Origin of the sequence: Pseudomonas koreensis, from assembly GCF_012986595.1 — a bacterium.
GTDB lineage: Bacteria > Pseudomonadota > Gammaproteobacteria > Pseudomonadales > Pseudomonadaceae > Aquipseudomonas > Aquipseudomonas koreensis.
On sequence record NZ_JAAQYM010000006.1, the window covers coordinates 433583 to 455269 of the forward strand.

Genomic DNA, 21687 nt, shown 5'->3' on the forward strand with positions numbered 1-21687 from the left:
CACGCCTCAAGACCGTCCAACGGTTATCCTTGCCGCCCGAAATACAGCTAATCTTTTTTCTGCCGATTCGGGAACTTGTGGCTATGCGCCACTTACTCATGCAAGAGCCCGGCATTTTCGACCGGTCGCCGTTCCGATTTCATTTCTTGAGAGCCAACCTATGTCCACCCCAGCGCCCACCATCCTAGTAGTTGAAGACGACGACATCGTGCGCATGCTCATCGTCGATGTGCTGGAGGAGCTGGAATTCAGTGTCTTGGAAGCCGAAGACGGCAAGCAGGCGCTGGAGACTCTGGGCAATCAAGACCAGCACATCGACTTGATGATGACCGACTACGGCTTGCCTGTAATGGATGGCCGTGAACTCGCCAACAAGGCGCGTGAACTGCGCCCGGACCTGCCCATTCTGTTTGCCAGCGGTTACGCCGAAAACATCGACGTACCCGCGGACATGCATGTGATCGGAAAGCCGTTCTCGATTGATCAATTGCGCGACAAGGTCAAACACATACTTGCCGCCCGGTGACCGTTGTTTCCTCGGTCAGCCAAACCGCGGCTGACCGAGGGAAGCGCTTATTCCGACACGGACTGGTTGCCGTAGGCGATATCCTCCCGCGGAACCAACGAATCCGCACCGTCACCGACTATTTTCGCCACGTCTCTGCCCACTCCCCGGACAGTGCCGTCCTGGCTCGCCTGAATGGCCGCGCGCAACGCTTGTGGGTTGGGTATGAACGTGCCAGCACGGTCGTATGCCCCAAGAATCAATCGTGGCGAAATATCGACGGCGTAGTTGATCTCCAGTGGCGGCAATATTTTCAGCCCGGAGTTCGGGCGAAAAATCATCTCGGTATTGGCGTACAGATGGAAGCCCTCCAACTGCCGGGCATCAATGAAATAGGTGTACCCGCCCTTGTCCCCACCGTACACAAAGGCGCCGGCGCCATCCTTGCGGTAAAACGCCGAAGTGGAAATACCTGCCCCGTCTGGTGCCAGGGCATCGTGCGCGCCGCCATAGCCGCCCTTGAATCCGTTGACCTGATTGAGATCGGTGATCGGTGTGCGCTGACGGAAGCCGTCCTTGAAAATCACCGAAGGATCACGGGTGTCGCCGCGAAAGGTGAATCCCTGGTACACGAAGCCTTTCTGCGGCCCGGCGTGGTGCACGACCTGGGTTTGATTGGTGATCATCTGCGCAACGCTGGGGCCACCCGCCAACTCTCCGAGCTGGCCAGCGACCACCGCGCCTTTTGCCACGTCGGGTATCTCCTTGCCGACGGTGCTTGCCAAATGGTGCGACACACTCCCGCCAGGTCGACGTAACAACGAGGGTCTGTTGGCCTGCGTCAGGTGACTGATGACGCGCTGACTCAAGCGTTTTTTCGCCGCCACCGATAGCGCCTTGCCAATCAGTCGTTCACCAATCGGTCCCGCCAACTCAGCCAGAACGCCGATCGCCGCATTGATACGCAAGCGGTCGGTTTCGCCAGGATCATCGGCGATTTCCGCACGGATCAGGTCAGTGGCCGAAGCACCGATGCCAACCAGCAGGGATACCAGCACTTTCACCGACGTCGCCCCCAGCACCCCGCTGCCACCCCAGGGAAGCGAAGCGGCCATGGCCAGGCATTGTAAAAAATAGCCTGTGGCCTCCAATGCAAGATCGGTGATGCGCTCCTGCGGAGTCGACACCAGCGTGTCGATATCCTGCAGGGCACGCTCGATCTGCAGCTCATACAAGTGACGCCCGATGTCGTCACTTACAGAAAATACCAGCTCCCGGTAGTTGGGCCGCGTGGCAAACAGCGGAAATTCCAGGCCGCGATATTTGAAATCCCTGACGTGCGCCTGTTGCTGCGCCCGAAGCGGGACTCGTTTGAGCAGCGATTTCTGCAAGGCTTCATTGCCTTCAAGAAAGACCCCTCTTTCATCATGACCTCCTGGAAAGGCAATGGCCTGTTTATCCTCGCCAAGCAAGAACAGAACGCCATTGGAAAGGTTGTTGGGGCCGATAAACACCGCATTGTCCACTTGCAGATTGGGGTCGCTGTGCAAATACAGAGTGCGGGGCTTGAGGTCACCTCTGAGAAACGCGAAGGCAATATGCCGGTCATCGAGTGGGCGGTTGTCATCCTTGATGAACTCGACGACTTGTTTGATCAACTCAAGTTTTTTCAGATGGGAACCGAGCAGCCGAGCACCGTCCGTTAAAAGATTGCGCCTGACATGCGCCTCGAAATCGTCCTGATAGTTCGCGTCGACAAAGGCTTCGATCAGGCCATCCGGGTAAAACGATGGCCACAGAACCTCCTTGTAACCATGTTCCTTGAGCACTACCAAGTGATGATCGGTGCAAATTTCCGCCAGCGTAAAGCGCTTCTGTCGCCATTTGGCCGGGGCTTTTTCGGGTTTTAACGAATCACTGCGAATGGCCGCATCATGCTCCAGATATTTGACTTCAATGGTGGCGTCATAGGTGATCTGCTCCAGCTCCCTGGACGAAGCGACCCATAAGCGTGCGGTATCTTCGATGCGGGTACGGATGAAATACGCAGGGTTGAAACTCACGGGGTCGGTCATGGCCGCGCAATGACTGACGATTTGATCGGTGAGCTCCTTGATATTCACCGAGTCGATAATGTCATCCGCGTTTTGCCCGACTTTTGGCTGGGTCAACGCCTCGACCCGGGGCTCATTGGAACTGTCCGTGCCCCATGGATTCAAGAGTGCCAGCAAACTGTACGTGTCACCCGCCACTCGCCCAAGATCAAAAACGTTCGATGCAACTTTCATAGTTTAACTTCCAGGTTCGGGTCAGCGACAATCGCCAACCGGGATTTGTTTAACTCACAAATCACCCTACATCCCGGAAAGATAAAAATTAATCACCACTGTGTTAATAGCGATTGCCAACATTCAGACAATAAGTTTGGCCACTTGGATATTAAACAATCAATACAACTCACAACTTGAACGTCTGCCAGCTTTTCTGCCTGTAAATGTACGCAGCTGATGTGGTCTAATTGCGCCCTCTTCTGTTTTCTGTTTTCAAGGAATACCCGTCAATGACTGCACCCCAGCCCACCAAAGTTCTGGTCATCGGCTACGTCTGGCCCGAACCCCGTTCTTCGGCGGCCAGCGGGCACGTGATGCAGATCCTCGACACCTTTCTCGAACAAGGCTGGGACATTACCTTCAGCAGCCCGGCCGGCCCGGGTGAGCACAAGGCTGACCTGAGTGCGCTGGGCATTCGCGAAGTCGCGATCGAACTGAACAACAGCAGCTTTGATACCTTCGTCAGCGAACTGGCCCCGGACATCGTGCTGTTCGACCAGTTCATGATGGAAGAGCAGTTCGGCTGGCGCGTCGAGAAACAGTGCCCGAACGCGCTGCGAGTCCTCGAAACGTCCGACCTGCAAAGCCTGCGACATGCCCGCCACCAGCGGCTCAAGGAGCGTCTGAAAGTCGCCCCGGATGATCAGGATTTCACGCCGCTGTTTGCACCGGCGTTGCACGAAGAATTCGAGCTCATGGCCGACAGTGACATGGCCAAACGGGAAATCGCCGCGCTGTATCGCTGCGATCTGAACCTGATGATTTCCGAGGTCGAAATCCAGCTGCTGGTGGAGGAATTCGGCCTGCCGCGCGACCTCCTGCACGAATGCCCGCTGATGATCGACCTGCCGCAAAACGCGCCTCGGTCCTTCGCGGCGCGCGCGCACTTTCTCAGCATCGGCAACTTCCGGCACGCCCCGAACTGGGACGCCGTGCTCTGGATGAAAACCACGATCTGGCCGTTGATTCGCGCACGTCTGCCCCAGGCGCAATTGCACATCTATGGCGCTTACACACCGCCCAAAGCCACCGCGCTGCACAATCCGGCGCAGGGTTTCCACGTGATGAACTGGGCCGAAGACGCCCTGCAAGTCATGTCAGCCGCGCGCGTGTGCCTGGCGCCGTTGCGTTTCGGTGCCGGAATCAAAGGCAAAATCGTCGATGCGATGCTCTGCGGCACACCGTCGGTCACCACGCCGATCGGCGCCGAAGCGATGCACGGCGGCCTGCCCTGGCCCGGCGCGGTGGCCTGCAGCGCCCAGGCGCTGGCGGATCAGGCCGTGCAGTTGTATCAGGACGAGACGCTATGGAACGAGGCGCAATTGGCCGGTCAGACATTATTGACCGAGCGTTACCGCAAAACCGTTCATGGGCCGGCGCTGATCGACAAGTTACAACAGTGCATGAAGAACTTGAATCAACTTAGAAAAGCCAACTTTACCGGCAGCATGTTGCGTCATCATCACCACAAGAGCACTCAATACATGTCACAGTGGATTGAGGCAAAAAACCGCAACGACCACACCATTAAAGAGTCATAAAAAACAACATATATCTAGCATTAATCCGCGCCTTGCCCATTCAACTCCTTATCCATTAATAATAAATAACTCACCCAATAACGGTAGTGGGTTATTTATTATTTATTCAAGGAATAACGGACATGGAAAGCATGGAAATTAAAAGCACCCTGGGTAATAACGCCCTTAATAACTGGATGGCCACAACACCGGGAATCGAAGACCTACCGCTATACAAGCTGGCATTGCCCGGTACGCACAATGCCGGCTGCGACTGGCAGGCTTCCTACGCATTGATCCCGGGTGCGCACTGGGTGGCCTGTCAGCACAAATCGTTTCATCAACAATTGAACAATGGGGCGCGAGCGCTCGATATTCGTCTGGTGTTGACCAGCAAGGGCGATGGCATCGACAAGCTGCGAATTCAGCACAATGGTTTTCTGTCGTCGCGCACCTTGGGCGATCTGGTCACGGACATCAACCGCTTTCTTTCGGACAACCCGGACGAGTTCATTGTGCTGGACTTTCACGAGTTGAAAGGCGGCGACCAGCCTTTTGACTTTGCCTGGTTCAACAAGCTGATGATGCACTTTCTGCGCGACCGAATCATTCCGGCAAAGAACCGTTACTCGAGCCTGCGTCAACTGAAAGACATCAGCCGTACGCAGCGAGTCCTGATGCATGCCGACTGGCATCACGACCTGGACTTTGAATGGTTCAATGACCAGATCGAACATGCCTGGATCGGCACACAAACGCCCAGCGCCAGTGATCTGCAAAAGTACATCACCAAAGTCATGGAGTCTCCGCCCTCCTCCTATCGTCCCTGGTCGCTGTCGGCCACCAGTTATTCGGCACTGGGTGGCCCGGTGGACATTCATACCCACCTGGACAAATGGTTCGATCCCGCCAACAGCGACTGGCTGCTCAAATGCAACATCGTCAATGTCGACTTCATTGAAGAATCGCAGCTGGTCTCGTTCTGCCGCACGGCGAACCTGATCAAGGCCCGCCGCCTCTGACTTACGCCAGGCAGTGCCATACATTGGCTATTCATTAGCGGATGTTGCCACTGCTGGACAGATTTTCCGCTATTCGTATGCTGTGATTCGCGTTCGCCGACAATCGGTGAACATCCCGATGCCGCCCCCAGCGGCCTCGGCCATATCAATAGCTTTCCCAAGGATCGGGGGAGCATGGACAGGACGTCACGATGAGCAGCATTGCAGCAGCATTCGACACGCGTAAATGGATGAGTCATGTACTGGATATCGAACAGCTCAAGTTGACCGATATCGTCTGGCCCGGCAGCCATAACAGCGGCATGGACAAAAAGGCGCCCAATCACAAACTGGTGCCGGGCAACTGGATCACCTGCCAGAACGATTCATTTGCCTGGCAACTGGACAAGGGCGCCCGGGCATTCGACCTGCGCCTGGGCTACACCACAGCGTCGGGACGGCCGACCTTTTATTTTCACCACAACGGCTATGAGTCGCACCGGCACCTCGACGAACTGGTCGAGGCGCTGGCGGCATTCCTTGAGCAGAACGCCGACGAATTCGTGGTGCTGGATTTCCACCAGCTTGGCGATGGCGACAAACCGTTCGATCACCAACAGCTGAACGACTTCTTGCTGCGGCGCCTCGGTTCGCAGCTGATTCCGTTCGCCGACGCGATGTGCACGGTGGGTGAGCTCAAGCGTGCCAGCAGCAGACGCCGGATCGTGCTGGCCGCGCCACATTCGCGAGGTCTCGACGACCAGTATTTCTGGCCATACATCCCGCACAAATGGACCCGTCAGGTGTTCACCGACACGGCCACGCTGGAACGGCACATCGAGACCACCCTGCGAGACGCGCCCTACGAAACCTTCCTCTGGTCATTGCCCGTCACCTGCTATTCGCTGCTGGGCGGCCCGGCGGACATCAAGCACAAGATCAATGACTGGTTCCATACCACCCGTGACTGGGTAACCCGTTGCAGCATCATCAGTACCGATTTCTTCGACCAGTCCGATATCGTTCGTTATTGCTGGGTCGCCAACAGCATGAAAGCCGTGTACGGGCGGTCGCTGCACGAATCCGGCTGAACCGGGGCTGGCACAGCAGGCGCAGAAAGGGGCATGATCGACGAGCGATAACAAGAAAAGTGCCCCGACATGACCCGAACTGCCCGTGTGACCGACCCTTCCTACGAGTTGATGGATGACCATGACGGGTTGTCCATCATCTACCGCCAGCACGGCTTCCCCTGCCCGCTGGTGCGCTGGCACTTTCACAAGGAATACGAGCTGCACCTGATCGTCGCCAGCTCCGGCAAGGTGTTCATCGGCGACTACATCGGCAACTTCTACCCACAAACACTGTTTCTCACCGGCCCCAATCTGCCGCACAACTGGATCAGCCAGGTGGCCGAAGACGAGGTGGTGGAAAAGCGCGACATGCTGGTCAATTTCACCGACGAGCTGTTCGACAGCGGGCATCAGGTGTTTGCCGAACTCAAGACCCTGGGCCCCCTGCTGGAGCGCGCGCAGTACGGCATCGAGTTTCGTGACAAGGATACGATCCGTCAGGCGATGACGCTGATGCAGCGAATTGCCGACACTCGCGGCATCACCCGTCTCGGACACTTTTTCATCCTGATGGAACTGCTGGCAGCGACGGACGACTATCAATTGCTGTCCGGCGCCACCAACACGCAACTCGCCGACGAGCACAACATCGATCGCACCAACCGCGCCGTCGATTTCATCTTCGACCATTACGCGCGGGAGCTGACGCTGGAAGAAGTCGCCGAGCACCTGGGCATGAAACCGACCTATTTCAGCCGCGTGTTCAAACAGGCCACCGGGCGCAACTTCATCGAGTTCGTCAATCGCCTGCGCATCAGCAAATCCTGCGAACTGCTGGCCGACGGCGACAAACCGGTGACCGAGGTGTGTTTCGAGTCGGGATTCAACAACATCTCCAATTTCAACCGGCGCTTCCAGCAGCTCAAGGGCATGACGCCGTCACACTATCGCCGCCTCGCCGTTCAACGCCTGACCGAACAAAACCACGGCTGATACCCCCGCCCCCTGCAGGAGTGAGCCTGCTCGCGATAGCGGTATATCAGAACAGGCAGCGGTGAATGACATACCGCTATCGCGAGCAGGTTTACTCCTACAGTCTTGTATGAAACCTGTACTGATTCGATATCCCCGCCCCGCTGAAAAGCCCTTCCCTGCGTTTACACCCACAAACCCCAGTGCAAAAAAGTATTGATTTGAGTGCGACGGATGATTTGTCAGCCTGTCGATTGAGGGCTGTAATCAGCACACATTCTTCCTGCACAGGAAGACACAAAAACAATAACTGTCCTTCTGCTTCTCAACAGACGCAGAAAAGGAGTGCACGATGCAACCCACTGCAAAAGCTCTGCTTGCCCTCACCTGCATGACCCTCAGCAGCGTCAGCCTTGGCGCCCAGACCCTGACCATCGCCACCGTCAACAACAGCGACATGATTCGCATGCAAAAGCTCTCGAAAACCTTCGAGACCGAGCATCCGGACATCAAGCTCAACTGGGTGGTGCTGGAAGAAAACGTCCTGCGCCAGCGCCTGACCACCGACATCGCCACCCAGGGTGGCCAGTTCGACGTGTTGACCATCGGCATGTACGAAGCGGCGCTCTGGGGCGCCAAGGGCTGGCTGGAACCGATGAAGGATCTGCCGGCCAGTTACGCCCTCGACGACGTCTTCCCGTCGGTGCGCGAAGGCCTGTCGGTCAAGGGCTCGCTGTACGCCTTGCCGTTCTACGCCGAAAGCTCGATCACCTACTACCGCACCGACCTGTTCAAGGATGCCGGGCTGAGCATGCCCGGGCGCCCGACCTGGGAACAGATCGCCGGCTTCGCCGAGAAACTCACCAACAAGGATAAAGAACAGTACGGCATCTGCCTGCGCGGCAAGGCCGGTTGGGGCGAAAACATGGCGCTGATCACCACCGTTGCCAACGCCTATGGCGCGCGCTGGTTCGATGAGAAATGGCAGCCGGAATTTACCGGTCCCGAGTGGAAGAATGCCCTGAACTTCTACGTCGACACCATGAAGAAATCCGGCCCGCCGGGCGCCTCCAGCAACGGTTTCAACGAGAACCTGGCGCTGTTCAACAGCGGCAAGTGCGCGATCTGGGTCGACGCCAGCGTCGCCGGCTCGTTCGTCACCGACAAAACCCAGAGCAAGGTCGCCGATCACGTCGGCTTCACCTTCGCCCCGCATCAGGTCACCGACAAGGGTTCGGCGTGGCTCTACTCCTGGGCCCTGGCGATTCCGACCAGCTCCAAGGCCAAGGATGCAGCGAAAGCCTTCAGCGCCTGGGCCACCTCCAAGGAATACGGGGAACTGGTGGCCAAGACCGACGGCATCGCCAACGTACCACCGGGCACCCGCGCCTCGACCTACAGCGATGCGTACATGAGCGCGGCGCCGTTCGCCAAGGTCACGCTGGAATCGCTGAAAGCGGCGGACCCGAGCAAACCGACATTGAAACCGGTGCCTTACATCGGCATTCAACTGGTGACCATTCCTGAGTTCCAGGGCGTGGGAACCCAGGTCGGCAAGCTGTTCTCGGCGGCGCTGATCGGCCAGACCACGGTGGATCAGGCCCTGGCTGCCGCGCAGCAAACCACCGAACGCGAGATGAAGCGCGCCGGTTATCCCAAGTAACCGCCACCGCCTCCAATTGTGGCGAGGGAGCTTGCTCCCGCTGGGCTGCGAAGCGGCCCCAAACACTGCCAACGCGATACATCCGTCACACCGCGTTTGCCGGGTTTACGACTGCTGCGCAGTCGAGCGGGAGCAAGCTCCCTCGCCACAGAGAACTCGCTTTATCTCGAGTAAGTGACCACCACCATGAATACTTCAACTGCCAAAGCCCACCTCGACCTGTCGCAACCTGCGCGCAAGGTCCGCGTACGCAATCCCGGCTGGTTTCTGGTCAGCCCTTCGGTGGCCCTGTTGCTGCTGTGGATGATCGTGCCGCTGGGCATGACCATTTACTTTTCGATGATTCGTTACAACCTGCTCGACCCGGGGGTGAACGAATTCGTCGGGCTGGAGAACTTCAGCTATTTCCTCACCGACTCGGGCTTCCTGCCCGGCGCCACCAACACCCTGTTGCTGGTGGGCAGCGTGCTGCTGATCAGTGTGGTGTTCGGTGTGTTGATCAGTGCGTTGCTTGAGGCCAGCGAGTTTCTCGGTCGCGGCATCGTGCGGGTGATGCTGATTTCGCCGTTCTTCATCATGCCCACTGTGGGAGCGTTGATCTGGAAGAACCTGATTTTCCACCCGGTCTCGGGGATCCTCGCCTACGTCTGGCGGCTGTTCGGCACCGAACCGGTGGACTGGCTGGCGCACTACCCGCTGCTGTCGATCATCATCATTGTCTCGTGGCAGTGGCTGCCCTTCGCGATCCTGATCCTGATGACCGCCATGCAGTCCCTCGACCAGGAACAGAAAGAAGCTGCGCGCCTGGACGGCGCCGGACCCGTTGCGATCTTCTGGCACCTGACCCTGCCGCACCTGGCGCGACCGATTGCCGTGGTGGTGATGATCGAAACGATCTTCCTGCTGTCGGTGTTCGCCGAGATTTTCACCACCACCAACGGCGGCCCCGGCTACGCCTCGACCAACCTCGCGTACCTGATCTACAACCAGGCGCTGGTGCAGTTCGACGTCGGCATGGCTTCGGCGGGCGGCTTGATTGCCGTGGTCATCGCCAACATCGCCGCGATCATTCTGGTGCGGATGATCGGCAAAAACCTGACTGACAAAGCCTGAGGCCCGCCATGACTCTTCAACAATCCCGCCGGCTGCAAAGCCTGCTGCTCGGCACCCTGGCCTGGGCCATCGCGATCGTGATTTTCTTCCCGATCTTCTGGATGGTGATGACCAGTTTCAAGACCGAGATCGACGCCTTCGCCACGCCGCCGCAGTTCATCTTCACGCCAACTCTGGAGAACTACCTGCACATCAACGAGCGCAGCGACTACTTCAGTTTTGCCTGGAACTCGGTCGTGATCTCGTTCAGCGCGACGGCCCTGTGCCTGCTGATCGCGGTACCCGCCGCCTACTCGATGGCGTTCTACGAAACCCAGCGCACCAAAGGCACGCTGCTGTGGATGCTCTCGACCAAGATGTTGCCGCCGGTGGGCGTGCTGATGCCGATCTACTTGCTGGCGAAGAGTTTCGGCCTGCTCGACACGCGCATCGCACTGATCGTGATCTACACCCTGATCAACCTGCCGATCGTGGTCTGGATGATTTACACCTACTTCAAGGACATCCCCAAAGACATCCTCGAAGCCGCCCGCCTCGACGGCGCCACCCTGTGGCAGGAAATGGTCCGCGTGCTGCTGCCGATCGCCAAGGGTGGCCTGGCCTCGACCGTGCTGCTGTCGCTGATCCTGTGCTGGAACGAGGCCTTCTGGTCGCTGAACCTGACCTCGTCGAAAGCCGCGCCACTGACAGCGTTGATCGCCTCCTACTCAAGCCCCGAAGGCTTGTTCTGGGCCAAGTTGTCGGCGGTCTCGACCCTGGCCTGTGCGCCGATCCTGATCTTCGGCTGGATCAGCCAGAAACAACTGGTGCGCGGCCTGTCGTTCGGCGCCGTGAAATGAAAATTGAAAAGCAAAAGATCGCAGCCTTCGGCAGCTCCTACACAGAGCACGCCGTTCCCCTGTAGGAGCTGCCGCAGGCTGCGATCTTTTGATCTTAAAAAAACAACATTGCGGAGGCCCATCCTCATGGCCAACCTGAAAATCAAGAATCTGCAAAAAGGTTTCGAAGGCTTCTCCATCATCAAGGGCATCGACCTTGAGGTGAACGACAAGGAATTCGTGGTCTTCGTCGGCCCGTCCGGCTGCGGTAAATCTACCCTGCTGCGGCTGATCGCCGGGCTCGAAGAAGTCAGCGGCGGGACCATCGAGCTCGATGGCCGCGACATCACCGAAGTCAGCCCGGCCAAGCGCGATCTGGCCATGGTGTTCCAGACCTACGCGCTGTACCCGCACATGACCGTGAAAAAGAACATGTCGTTCGCCCTCGATCTGGCGGGTGTTCCGAAAGCCGAAGTCGAGAAGAAAGTCGGCGAAGCGGCGCGGATTCTCGAACTCGGGCCGATGCTGGAGCGCAAGCCGAAACAACTGTCCGGCGGCCAGCGCCAGCGTGTCGCCATCGGCCGCGCGATCGTGCGCAATCCGAAGATTTTCCTGTTCGACGAACCGCTGTCCAACCTCGACGCCGCGCTGCGGGTGCAGATGCGTCTGGAGCTGCTACGCCTGCACAAGGACCTGCAGGCGACCATGATCTACGTGACCCACGATCAGGTCGAAGCAATGACCATGGCCGACAAGGTGGTGGTGCTCAATGGCGGCAAGATCGAGCAGGTCGGCTCGCCGCTGGACCTCTATCACAACCCGGCCAACCTGTTCGTCGCCGGGTTCCTCGGCACGCCGAAAATGGGCTTCCTCAAGGGCAAGATCGCTCGCGTCGACGGCCAGGGCTGCGAAGTCTCGCTGGATGCCGGCACCCGCATCACCCTGCCGTTCAACGCCGGCAACCTGAGCGTCGGCAGCGCCGTGACCCTGGGTATTCGCCCGGAGCATCTGGAACTCGCGCAACCGGGCGACTGCACCCTGCAAGTGACCGCCGATGTCAGCGAACGGTTGGGCAGCGACACCTTCTGCCACGTCACCACCAACGCCGGCGAAGCCCTGACCATGCGTGTGCGTGGTGACCTCGCGAGCCGCTACGGCGAGCAACTGAACCTGCACCTGGACGCCAGCCATTGCCACCTGTTCGACGCCGACGGCGTGGCGCTGACCCGCCCGCTGCGCGCGGCGGCCTGAACTTCGAGACTTGCCCGATGAAACTGAACAAACACAACCTGCACCGCCTCGCCCCCGAGGTGCAACTGCCGGCGTACAGCCTCGGCGATACCCGTCAGGGCATCGCACACATCGGCGTCGGCGGTTTCCACCGCGCGCATCAGGCGTATTACACCGACGCGCTGATGAACACCGGCCAGGCCCTGGACTGGGCGATTTGCGGCGTCGGCCTGCGCGCTGAAGACCGCCGCGCCCGCGATGACCTCAAAGAGCAGGATTATCTGTTCACCCTGTTCGAACTCGGCGACAGCGACGACACCGAAGTGCGGGTGATCGGCGCGATTCGCGACATGCTGCTGGCCGAAGACGGCGCGCAGGCGTTGATCGACAAACTCGCCGACCCGCAGATCCGCATCGTCTCGCTGACCATCACCGAGGGCGGTTACTGCATCGACGACAGCACCGGCGAATTCATGGCGCACCTGCCGCAGATCCAGCACGATCTGGCGCACCCGGGTGCACCGACCACCGTGTTCGGCTTCCTCTGCGCGGCCCTGGAGAAACGCCGTGGCGCAGGCACGCCAGCGTTCACGATCATGTCGTGCGATAACCTGCCGCACAACGGCGCGGTGACCCGCAAGGCGCTGCTGGCCTTCGCCACCCTGCGTAACGCCGGGCTGCGCGACTGGATCGAACAGCACGTCAGTTTCCCCAACGCCATGGTCGACCGCATCACGCCGATGACCAGCACCGCCCACCGTCTGCAACTGGCCGACAAACATGCGGTGGACGACGCCTGGCCGGTGGTCTGCGAGCCGTTCGTGCAGTGGGTGCTGGAAGACAAATTCGTCAACGGGCGGCCAGCCTGGGAACAGGTCGGCGTGCAGTTCACCGATGACGTTTCGCCGTACGAAGAGATGAAGATCAAACTGCTCAACGGCAGCCATCTGGCCCTGACTTACTTGGGTTTCTTGAAAGGCTACCGGTTCGTCCACGAGACCATGAACGACCCGCTGTTCGTGCGCTACATGCGCGCCTACATGGACCTCGACGTCACCCCGCAACTGGCGCCGGTGCCGGGCATCGATCTGTCCGACTACAAAGACACGCTGGTGGCGCGATTTTCCAATCAGGCAATCGCCGATCAACTGGAACGGGTGTGTTCGGACGGCTCGTCGAAGTTTCCCAAGTTCACCATTCCGACGATCAATCGCTTGATTGCCGACGGGCGTGAAACCAAGCGTGCAGCGCTGGTGGTAGCCGCCTGGGCGCTGTACTTGAAGGGCGTGGACGAGAACGGCGACCGCTATTCGATTCCCGATCCGCGCGCGGCGTTCTGTCAGGGGCTGGTGGCCGATGATGCGTTGATCACTCAACGGTTGCTGGCGGTCGAAGAGATCTTCGGCACGGCGATTCCGCGCTCGGCGGAGTTTGTTGCGGCGTTCGAATGGTGCTGCAACAGCTTGCGCGAGGTGGGTGTGACGCGCACGTTGGAACGGGTCTTGGCTTGAGTGATGCGGTGACTTTACTGGCGCCTTCGCGAGCAGGCTCGCTCCCACAGATGAACGCATTTCAAAATGTGGGAGCGAGCCTGCTCGCGAATGGCGGCCTCACCTTGGCAGACCTGACACCCTGAGGACCTCACTGTGACCACCCGACAACTCTTCCTCGGCATCGACTGCGGCACCCAGGGCACCAAGGCGATCATTCTCGATGCCGCCAGCGGCCAGGTGCTCGGCCAGGGCGCCGCCACCCACACGATGATCAGCGGCGCCAACGGCCGGCGCGAGCAGGACACCCAGCAGTGGCTGGACGCCTTTGCCCTCGCCACCCGCCGCGCCTTGCTCGCGGCCGATGTCGACGGCCAGGCGATCCTCGGCGTCGGCGTCTCCGGCCAGCAACACGGCTTGGTGCTGCTCGACGATCAGGGCCAGGTGCTGCGTCCGGCCAAGCTGTGGTGCGACACCGAAACCACTGATGAAAACGACCGCTTGCTCAAACACCTCGGCGGCGAAAAAGGCTCGCTGGAGCGTCTCGGCGTGGTCATCGCGCCGGGCTACACCGTGTCGAAACTGCTGTGGACCAAAGAACAACACCCGGAGGTGTTCTCCCGCGTTGCGCGCGTCCTGCTGCCCCACGATTACCTGAATTACTGGCTCACCGGCCGCGCCTGCAGCGAATACGGCGATGCCTCCGGCACTGGCTATTTCAACGTGCGCAGCCGTCAGTGGGACTTGCAACTGCTGCGCGACATCGACGCCACGGGTCGATTGCAAGCGGCGTTGCCGGAGCTGATCGACGCGCATCAGGCGGTGGGCACGCTGCTGCCGGCGATTGCCGAACAACTCGGCCTCAACCCGAATGCGCTGGTCGCCAGCGGCGGTGGCGACAACATGATGGGCGCCATCGGCACCGGCAACATCCAGCCCGGGGCGATCACCATGAGCCTCGGCTCCTCCGGCACGGTGTACGCCTACGCCGAGGCGCCGAAGGTCAGCGCGGATGCGTCGGTCGCGACGTTTTGCTCGTCCAGCGGCGGCTGGCTGCCGCTGATCTGCACCATGAACCTGACCAACGCCACGGGCGCGATCCGCGAGCTGTTCGACCTTGATCTCGAACAGTTCAACGACCTCGTCGCCCAGGCGCCTATTGGCGCCGAAGGCGTGAGCATGTTGCCATTCCTCAACGGTGAGCGCGTCCCCGCCCTGCCCCATGCCTCCGGCAGCCTGCACGGCCTGACCCTGAGCAACCTGACTCAGGCCAACCTGTGTCGTGCCGTGGTCGAAGGCACCACGTTTGGTTTGCGTTATGGACTGGATCTGTTGCGCCACAATGGTTTACAAAGCCGCAGCATTTGCCTGATCGGCGGCGGCTCGAAAAGCGCGGTGTGGCGACAGATCGTGGCCGACATCATGAACACCCCGGTGATCTGCACCGAGCAAAGCGAAGCCGCAGCCCTCGGCGCAGCGATCCAGGCGGCGTGGTGCAAATCCTGGTCGAACGGCCACGAAGACACCCTTTCGACCCTGTGCGAACGCTGCGTGAAGCTTGACCTGAGCAGTGAAACCCTGCCGATCGCCGCCAATGTCGCGGCGTTCCAGCAGGCCTATGAACGCTATCAACAGCATGTCGCAACCCTATAAAGAGCGAACAATTATGTATTTGGTGTGTGGCGAAGCCCTGTTTGATTTCTTCAGCGAAGACGATGCCAGCGGCCTGGCCTCGCAAGTGAATTTCAAGGCGATTGCCGGCGGCTCGCCCTTCAACGTCGCGGTCGGCTTGCGCCGCTTGGGTGTGGACTCGGCGCTGTTTGCCGGGCTGTCCACGGACTACCTGGGCCGGCGTTTGCAGCAAGTGCTGCGCGAAGAAGGTGTGCGCCCGGACTATCTGCTGGACTTCGCCGCGCCGACCACGCTGGCAATGGTGGCGGTCGGCGCCAATGGCTCGCCGCATTACAGCTTTCGCGGCGAGGGCTGCGCCGATCGCCAGTTGAGCGTGGCGCATCTGCCGCCGCTCGGCGCTGACGTCCGGGGTCTGCACATCGGCTCGTTCTCGCTGGTGGTGCAGCCGATTGCCGACACCCTGCTGACCCTGGTGCAGCGCGAAAGCGGCAAGCGCCTGATCACCCTCGACCCCAACGTGCGCCTCAACCCGGAACCGAACATCGACATGTGGCGCGAGCGCGTGGCGACGCTGGTACGGCTGGCCGACATGATCAAGGTCAGCGACGAAGACCTGAGCCTGCTGTATCCCGAGCAGGATCCACAACGCGTCATCGAAGGCTGGCTGCAGCATCGCTGCCAGTTGGTGTTCCTGACCCGAGGTGGCGACGGCGCCACCGTATTCAGCCGCGGCCATGGTTCATGGTCAGTGCCGGCGTGCTCGGTGAAGATCGCCGATACCGTCGGCGCCGGCGATACCTTTCAGGCCGCACTGATCACTTGGCTGACCGAACAGGGTCTGGACTCGGTGGAGGGTGTGCAACAACTCAACCGCGAGCAGATCGACGCGATGCTCAGGTTTGCCGTACAGGCGGCCGCCCTTACATGCAGCAAGACCGGTCCGGATTTGCCCTATCGTCACCAGTTGAGCTGAGCGCGTAGACTGTCGCCCTTTTTGCGCGCAGGGGGATGACGGTTTGATTTCGGGGCGGACGGCGGGACTTTTGTTATTGGCGGGACTACTCAGCGGCTGCGGCACCTCGCCGCCGCGTTCACCTGAAGACCTGTGCGCCATCTTCCGCGAGAAAAGCGATTGGTACGACGCGGCGCAAGTCACGCAAAAGCGCTGGGGCGTACCGATCCAGGTGCCCTTCGCGATCATGTATCAGGAGTCCGGCTACCGCTACGACGCCAAGACGCCGCGCAAATACCTGTTGTGGGTGATCCCGTGGGGCCGGGTCACCACAGCATCGGGCTACGCTCAGGCCAAGGATGAAGTCTGGTCCGACTACCAGAAAAGCACCGGCCGACACGGCGCCGATCGCGAAGACTTCGACGACGCCATCGACTTCGTCGGCTGGTACATGGACAAGACCACCTCGATCAACGGCGTGTACAAGTACGACGCCTACAACCAATACCTCAACTACCACGAAGGCTGGGGCGGTTTCCGCAACAAGACCTACGCCAGCAAAGCGTGGCTGATGCCCACCGCACGTAAGGTGCAGGCGCGCTCCGACATGTATGCGCGGCAATATGCCGGGTGCAAGGACGATCTGAATCGCGGCTTCTGGAGCCGGTTCTGGCATTGGTTGTAGCGGCCAGTCTCAGGCCTACCAAAGATTCCCTGTAGGAGCTGCCGCAGGCTGCGATCTTTTGATCCTGTTTTTTACAATCAAGATCAAAAGATCGCAGCCTGCGCCAGCTCCTACAGAGATGAGGTTTACAGGACGGAGAAGTTGTAACTCACAATCAACCGGGTCTCATCCACATCCCGCGCAAACTTTTCATAGTTGGTACGGTAAGTCGCATTGCGCAGACGCAGACTCACATCCTTGAACGTGCCCGTCTGGATCACGTACTTCAACTCGCTGTCGCGTTCCCACTCTTTGCCTTCCTGATCGCTGCCCGGGACCTTGATGTGGTCACCGTTCACATAACGGGTCAGGAAGCTCAGGCCGTTGATGCCGATTGCCTTGAAGTCATAGTCGTAACGCAACTGCCAGGAACGCTCCTGCGCGGCGGCGAAGTCGTTGACCTGCACGTAGTTGACCAGATACGGATTGCTGCCATCGAGGTACGGCATCGAGTTGTCACCGTTCATGCGCTGCCAGCCGGCGCTGAACGTGTGGCCGCTGATGCCGTACGAGAGCATGCCGCTCAAGGCGCGGTTGTCGATGGGACCGGCCCGCTCCGCACCGCTGTCGGCACTCTTGATCACGCGCAGATCGGCCTTCAGCACGCCGTCGCCCAACGGCTGATTGCCGAGCAAACCAATGAAGTGCTGACGGTAGATGTCTTCCAGCTCCGCGTAGTGATACTGCGCGGTCAGGCGATCGTTGATCTTGTAGTCGAAGCCGTACATGTCGAAATGATCGGCGGTGGTGTTGCAGGCGTAGCGCTTGTTCTTGCAGTGCACGCGGATGTCTTGCGAGTCGGTGGAATCCCGTGCGGTGTACTTGTCCAGACGCGCGGCCATGAAGGTCAGGTCCTTCACTTCTTTGGAAGTCAGCATCGCACCGTTGAACATTGTCGGCAGCAGACGACCGTCGTTGTACTTGAGCAGCGGCAGATCCGGCAGCAGCGCGCCGTACTTCAACACCGTGTCCGAAACCTTGACCTTGGCGGTCAGGCCCATTTTTGCGTACTGGCCCTTCGAGCCGCGCGGGTTCTCGCCGCTGGACGGCAGCAAGCCGCTGTTGCTGCGATCAGGGCTGGAATCGAGCTGCAAGCCGAGCATGCCCAGCGCATCGATACCAAAGCCGACCGTGCCCTCGGTGTAGCCCGATTGCAGGTTGAGAATAAAGCCCTGCGCCGACTCTTCACGCTTGGAAGCGCCTTGGTCGCTGGAGGTGTGCCCATCACGGAAGTCGCGGTTGAAATACACCGTGCGCGATTCGATTTTCGCCGTGGTGTCGTCGAGAAAACCGCTGGCCTGAACCTGTGCGGCAAAACCGGCGCACAGCACGACGGCTCCGACGCCAAACGACTGGCGCGGGGTGATGAGGGGAAATGGGGGACGCATGAAAAACTCCAACAGTGCAGCGTTTGCGCCGGGGCGCAGTTAGCCAGAAAAATAGCTCCCGTCCCGGGTCAAAAACAGCCGGGAAGAAGGTGACACGCAGGGGTGAAGAGCAATGATGGCAGATGGCTTTGACGGGCTGAAGGCGACTTTAGTCTGAAACTGACCGGCTATTCTCCAGCCTGCGACGGGCTCAAACCGCGCGTCGACCAGTGGCTCACGACTGCGAAGCCCCCGGTTTTATTGGCTATAAACGTCGCCCTAGGGGTTTTCCCTATACCCTGCGGCCCCCGTCCCTACGGCATTTGCGCCTTGAACGAGGCGATTTAATCCTCCATCATCCGTCACCTGCTTATTCAATGGACGGAATTCAAGGCATGCTGGACGCCAACGCTACCCACATTACCCTTACCCTCGAAGGCGCCTCCGCCGACCTGCAAGTGCTCAGCTTCACCGGTCGCGAAGCCCTCAACGAGCCTTTCCGTTTCGACCTCGAACTGGTCAGCGCCCGCCCCGACCTCAAACTCGAAGAGCTGCTGCACAAGCCCGGCGTCCTGACCTTCGGCGCCACCGGAGAAGGCCAGATTCACGGCCTGGTGTACCGCATCGAGCAAGGCGATTCCGGCAAGACCCTGACCCGTTACAGCCTCAGCCTGGTGCCGCAACTGGCCTATCTGCGGCACAACCACGACCAGCAGATTTTCCAGAATCTCAGCGTGCCGAAGATCATCGCCCAGGTGCTGGAAGATCGCGGCATTCTGGCCGACGCCTACAGCTTCCAGCTCAACGCGGAGTACCCGCAGCGCGACTACTGCGTGCAGTACGACGAGTCCGACCTGCACTTCATCCAGCGTCTGTGCGAAGAGGAAGGCATTCACTTCCACTTCCAGCACAGCAGCAGCGGCCACAAACTGGTGTTCGGCGATGATCAGACGGTGTTTCGCAAACTCAAGGCCGTGAGCTACCAGCAAGACTCCGGCATGAGCGCCGACAAACCGGTGATCAAGCGCTTCAACCTGCGCCTGGAAACCCGCACCAGCCGCGTCAGCCGCCGTGATTACGACTTCGAAAAACCGAAGATCCTCCCCGAAGGCGCGGTCAAATCCGAGTTCGCCCCGGACCTCGAAGACTACGATTACCCCGGCCGCTTCACCACCCGCGAGCGCGGCAAATTCCTCTCGACCCGCGCCCTGGAACGCCATCGCAGCGACTACAAACTCGCCGAAGGCAAAGGTGACGAACCGACCCTGACCAGCGGCCACTTCCTGACCCTGGCCGAACACCCGCGCGCCGAGTGGAACGACTTGTGGCTGCTGCTGGAAGTCTTCCACGAAGGCAAACAACCGCAGGTGCTCGGCGAAAACGTCACCAGCGACGTCACCGACAACAAAAGCGATTTCCACCAGGGCTACCGCAACAGCTTCCTCGCCACCCCGTGGGACGCGCACTACCGCCCTGCCCTCGAACACCCGAAACCCAAAGTCCTCGGCAGCCAGACCGCGGTCGTCACCGGCCCGACCGGCGAAGAAATCCACTGCGACCAGTACGGCCGCATCAAAGTCCAGTTCCACTGGGACCGCGACGGCCAGTCCGACGACAAAACCACCTGCTGGCTGCGCGTCGCCAGCGGCTGGGCCGGTGCCGCCTACGGCGGCATCGCCATCCCGCGTATCGGCATGGAAGTCCTCGTCACCTTCCTCGAAGGCGACCCCGACCAGCCACTCGTCACCGGCTGCCTGTACCACAAGGAAAACGTCGTCCCCTACGACCTGCCGGCAAACAAAACCCGCAGCACCTTCAAGACCCTCAGTTCACCGGGCGGCAAGGGTTATAACGAGTTTCGTATCGAAGACAAAAAAGGCGCGGAGCAGATCTACATTCACGCCCAGCGTGATTGGGATGAAAACATCGAGCACGACCAGAAGATCCGCGTGGGGAATGAGCGGCATGACACGGTTGAGGCCAATGCCTACAGCGAATTCAAAGTCGAAGAACACCGCATCACCCATCTGAATCGGGTGAGTGAGATGCGGGCGGATGATCACCTGACCGTTGCAGTCACCCAGCACCTCAAGGTGGGCACGGCGCAATTCGTCGAAGCCGGCAGCGAAATCCATTACTACGCCGGCCAGAAAGTCGTGGTCGAAGGCGCAATGGAACTGACCGCCAAAGCGGGCGGCAGCTTCGTCAAGGTCGACGCCGGTGGCGTGACCATCAGCGGTGCCGAGGTGAAGGTTAATACCGGCGGCGCACCGGGCGTAGGTACGCCAGCGGCGCCTTTGCTGCCGGGACCAATGAAGGTGGCGGATGCGGATAAGGCGGGCAAAGCACCGCTCCCCGTTCGTCTCAATGAATCAGGCATCACACCGTTATGCGGCAAACAGAGTAACGGCGCTTGCAGCCGTAAGGATTGCACATGCATGTAAAAGCGCTGAGCGCTCTCTTGGCAGAGCCTCGCTACAACTTCTCGGATCTGCCGGCTGCGAGCGAATCGCTGTGCTTCATCATCGATCAGGGCCTCCAGCCGCAAGCCTTGAGTCGGCTCTATCGAGTCGGTGAACCGGTTGTTTCCCAAGGGCTGTTCTTTGGTACTGACTTCGCAGAGATTCCTGAGGGGCCGTTGTGGTTAGTCGCCCCCAGAGGCAGCAAAATGGCTGCAGAAGCGACAAAACTTTGTGAGGAACACTTTTCGGGAATTGCGATCTCAACACCTGATCCGGAAAAAGCCCTGGCTCACGCACGCTGGCTCCTTAGAGTTAACGACGGTTCTGGGGGGCAGAGTTTGTTGAGCTTCCACAAACCGAGCCTGTGGGCAGCATTGGCTTACACCGCCGGTAAAACCTTTGACCAGTTACTGGGCTGCTGGAGCGCCGTTTACTCCCCCGCGCCAAAGAACTTCGGCGAGCAGCGTGGTCCATGGTTGGCCTGGATAGCCAACAAAGAATCGACATGGCCAGGTGACAAAGCACCATTCAACCTTCCGGAGGCAGCCGCGCAAGTTCAAGCTCGCCTCGGCTGGGTGTATTGGGTAGACGAGGAATACACAGCTTTTGAAGAGCCAAGTGATGACCGTCTGAACGATATCGCCGATAACCTCGACCTGCTGCTCAAGAGCAACATCTATGAAGGTGATCACCTGCTCAAGCTTGGACATGCCGTGAACGGTCCACTGTTTGAAACACAGCCGGAGATCATGGCGATCCTCCAATCAAAGGACGAGTCGTTTATCAAAGTAGATCGGCTCCTGGAATCAGCCGCCGTCGCCGAACGTTAACGGCG

At 59.7% G+C, this 21687-nt stretch carries 17 protein-coding genes; 15 read left to right on the forward strand and 2 right to left on the reverse strand.

The features are described 5' to 3' along the window. Positions 1-160 precede the first annotated feature (160 nt). Positions 161-526, forward strand: a complete 366-nt coding sequence (locus HBN98_RS20630) for a response regulator (protein ID WP_083369048.1) — start codon at positions 161-163, stop codon at positions 524-526. 47 nt (positions 527-573) lie between these two features. On the opposite strand, the gene HBN98_RS20635 is transcribed toward HBN98_RS20630, so the two are convergent. Then, positions 574-2793 (reverse strand): hypothetical protein, encoded by a 2220-nt coding sequence (locus tag HBN98_RS20635; protein WP_083369047.1) that lies wholly within the window; start codon positions 2791-2793, stop codon positions 574-576. Between the two features lie 272 nt (positions 2794-3065). Between HBN98_RS20635 and HBN98_RS20640 the strand changes: the two genes are divergently transcribed. The 12 genes from HBN98_RS20640 to HBN98_RS20695 all read left to right on the forward strand — a co-directional run bounded on the left by HBN98_RS20640 (position 3066) and on the right by HBN98_RS20695 (position 16984). After that, positions 3066-4376 (forward strand): glycosyltransferase, encoded by a 1311-nt coding sequence (locus tag HBN98_RS20640; protein WP_083369046.1) that lies wholly within the window; start codon positions 3066-3068, stop codon positions 4374-4376. A 131-nt stretch (positions 4377-4507) separates the two neighbouring features. Further along, positions 4508-5377 carry a phosphatidylinositol-specific phospholipase C domain-containing protein gene (locus tag HBN98_RS20645; protein WP_186352858.1) on the forward strand — a complete coding sequence of 290 codons (870 nt, stop codon included), beginning with the start codon at positions 4508-4510 and terminating at the stop codon, positions 5375-5377. 191 nt (positions 5378-5568) lie between these two features. Next, positions 5569-6447: a phosphatidylinositol-specific phospholipase C domain-containing protein gene (locus HBN98_RS20650; RefSeq protein ID WP_064587638.1), complete on the forward strand. Its 879-nt coding sequence runs from the start codon at positions 5569-5571 to the stop codon at positions 6445-6447. Between the two features lie 69 nt (positions 6448-6516). Continuing rightward, positions 6517-7422, forward strand: a complete 906-nt coding sequence (locus tag HBN98_RS20655) for an AraC family transcriptional regulator (RefSeq protein WP_083369045.1) — start codon at positions 6517-6519, stop codon at positions 7420-7422. 331 nt (positions 7423-7753) lie between these two features. Continuing rightward, entirely contained in the window at positions 7754-9064 is a 1311-nt protein-coding gene (locus HBN98_RS20660) for an ABC transporter substrate-binding protein (RefSeq protein ID WP_083369044.1), read from the forward strand. Positions 9065-9250: 186 nt separating this feature from the next. After that, positions 9251-10177 (forward strand): carbohydrate ABC transporter permease, encoded by a 927-nt coding sequence (locus tag HBN98_RS20665; RefSeq protein ID WP_083369043.1) that lies wholly within the window; start codon positions 9251-9253, stop codon positions 10175-10177. Positions 10178-10185: 8 nt separating this feature from the next. Next, the gene (locus tag HBN98_RS20670; RefSeq protein ID WP_003225143.1) at positions 10186-11016 is read left to right on the forward strand and encodes a carbohydrate ABC transporter permease; all 831 of its coding nucleotides are present in this window, start codon (positions 10186-10188) and stop codon (positions 11014-11016) included. A gap of 126 nt (positions 11017-11142) precedes the next feature. After that, entirely contained in the window at positions 11143-12246 is a 1104-nt protein-coding gene (locus HBN98_RS20675; protein WP_083369042.1) for an ABC transporter ATP-binding protein, read from the forward strand. A 17-nt stretch (positions 12247-12263) separates the two neighbouring features. After that, a complete protein-coding gene (locus tag HBN98_RS20680) occupies positions 12264-13736 on the forward strand; it encodes a mannitol dehydrogenase family protein (RefSeq protein ID WP_083369041.1) in 1473 nt (490 codons plus the stop codon). A 135-nt stretch (positions 13737-13871) separates the two neighbouring features. Further along, positions 13872-15368: a xylulokinase gene (xylB, locus tag HBN98_RS20685; protein WP_083369040.1), complete on the forward strand. Its 1497-nt coding sequence runs from the start codon at positions 13872-13874 to the stop codon at positions 15366-15368. Between the two features lie 13 nt (positions 15369-15381). Continuing rightward, complete coding sequence (locus HBN98_RS20690; protein WP_083369039.1) at positions 15382-16320, forward strand: carbohydrate kinase family protein; 939 nt, start codon at positions 15382-15384, stop codon at positions 16318-16320. A 43-nt stretch (positions 16321-16363) separates the two neighbouring features. After that, positions 16364-16984 carry a transglycosylase SLT domain-containing protein gene (locus tag HBN98_RS20695; protein ID WP_083369038.1) on the forward strand — a complete coding sequence of 207 codons (621 nt, stop codon included), beginning with the start codon at positions 16364-16366 and terminating at the stop codon, positions 16982-16984. A 125-nt stretch (positions 16985-17109) separates the two neighbouring features. Here HBN98_RS20695 and HBN98_RS20700 read toward each other — a convergent pair whose 3' ends face one another. Further along, entirely contained in the window at positions 17110-18411 is a 1302-nt protein-coding gene (locus tag HBN98_RS20700) for an OprD family porin (protein WP_083369037.1), read from the reverse strand. 374 nt (positions 18412-18785) lie between these two features. Here HBN98_RS20700 and HBN98_RS20705 point away from each other — a divergent pair, with 374 nt between their 5' ends. Together HBN98_RS20705 and HBN98_RS20710 are read left to right on the forward strand one after the other, a co-directional pair. Next, positions 18786-20834 (forward strand): type VI secretion system Vgr family protein, encoded by a 2049-nt coding sequence (locus HBN98_RS20705; RefSeq protein ID WP_083369036.1) that lies wholly within the window; start codon positions 18786-18788, stop codon positions 20832-20834. Further along, positions 20825-21682, forward strand: a complete 858-nt coding sequence (locus HBN98_RS20710; RefSeq protein ID WP_083369035.1) for a DUF4123 domain-containing protein — start codon at positions 20825-20827, stop codon at positions 21680-21682. The genes HBN98_RS20705 and HBN98_RS20710 overlap by 10 nt, the downstream gene beginning before the upstream one ends. Positions 21683-21687 lie beyond the last annotated feature (5 nt).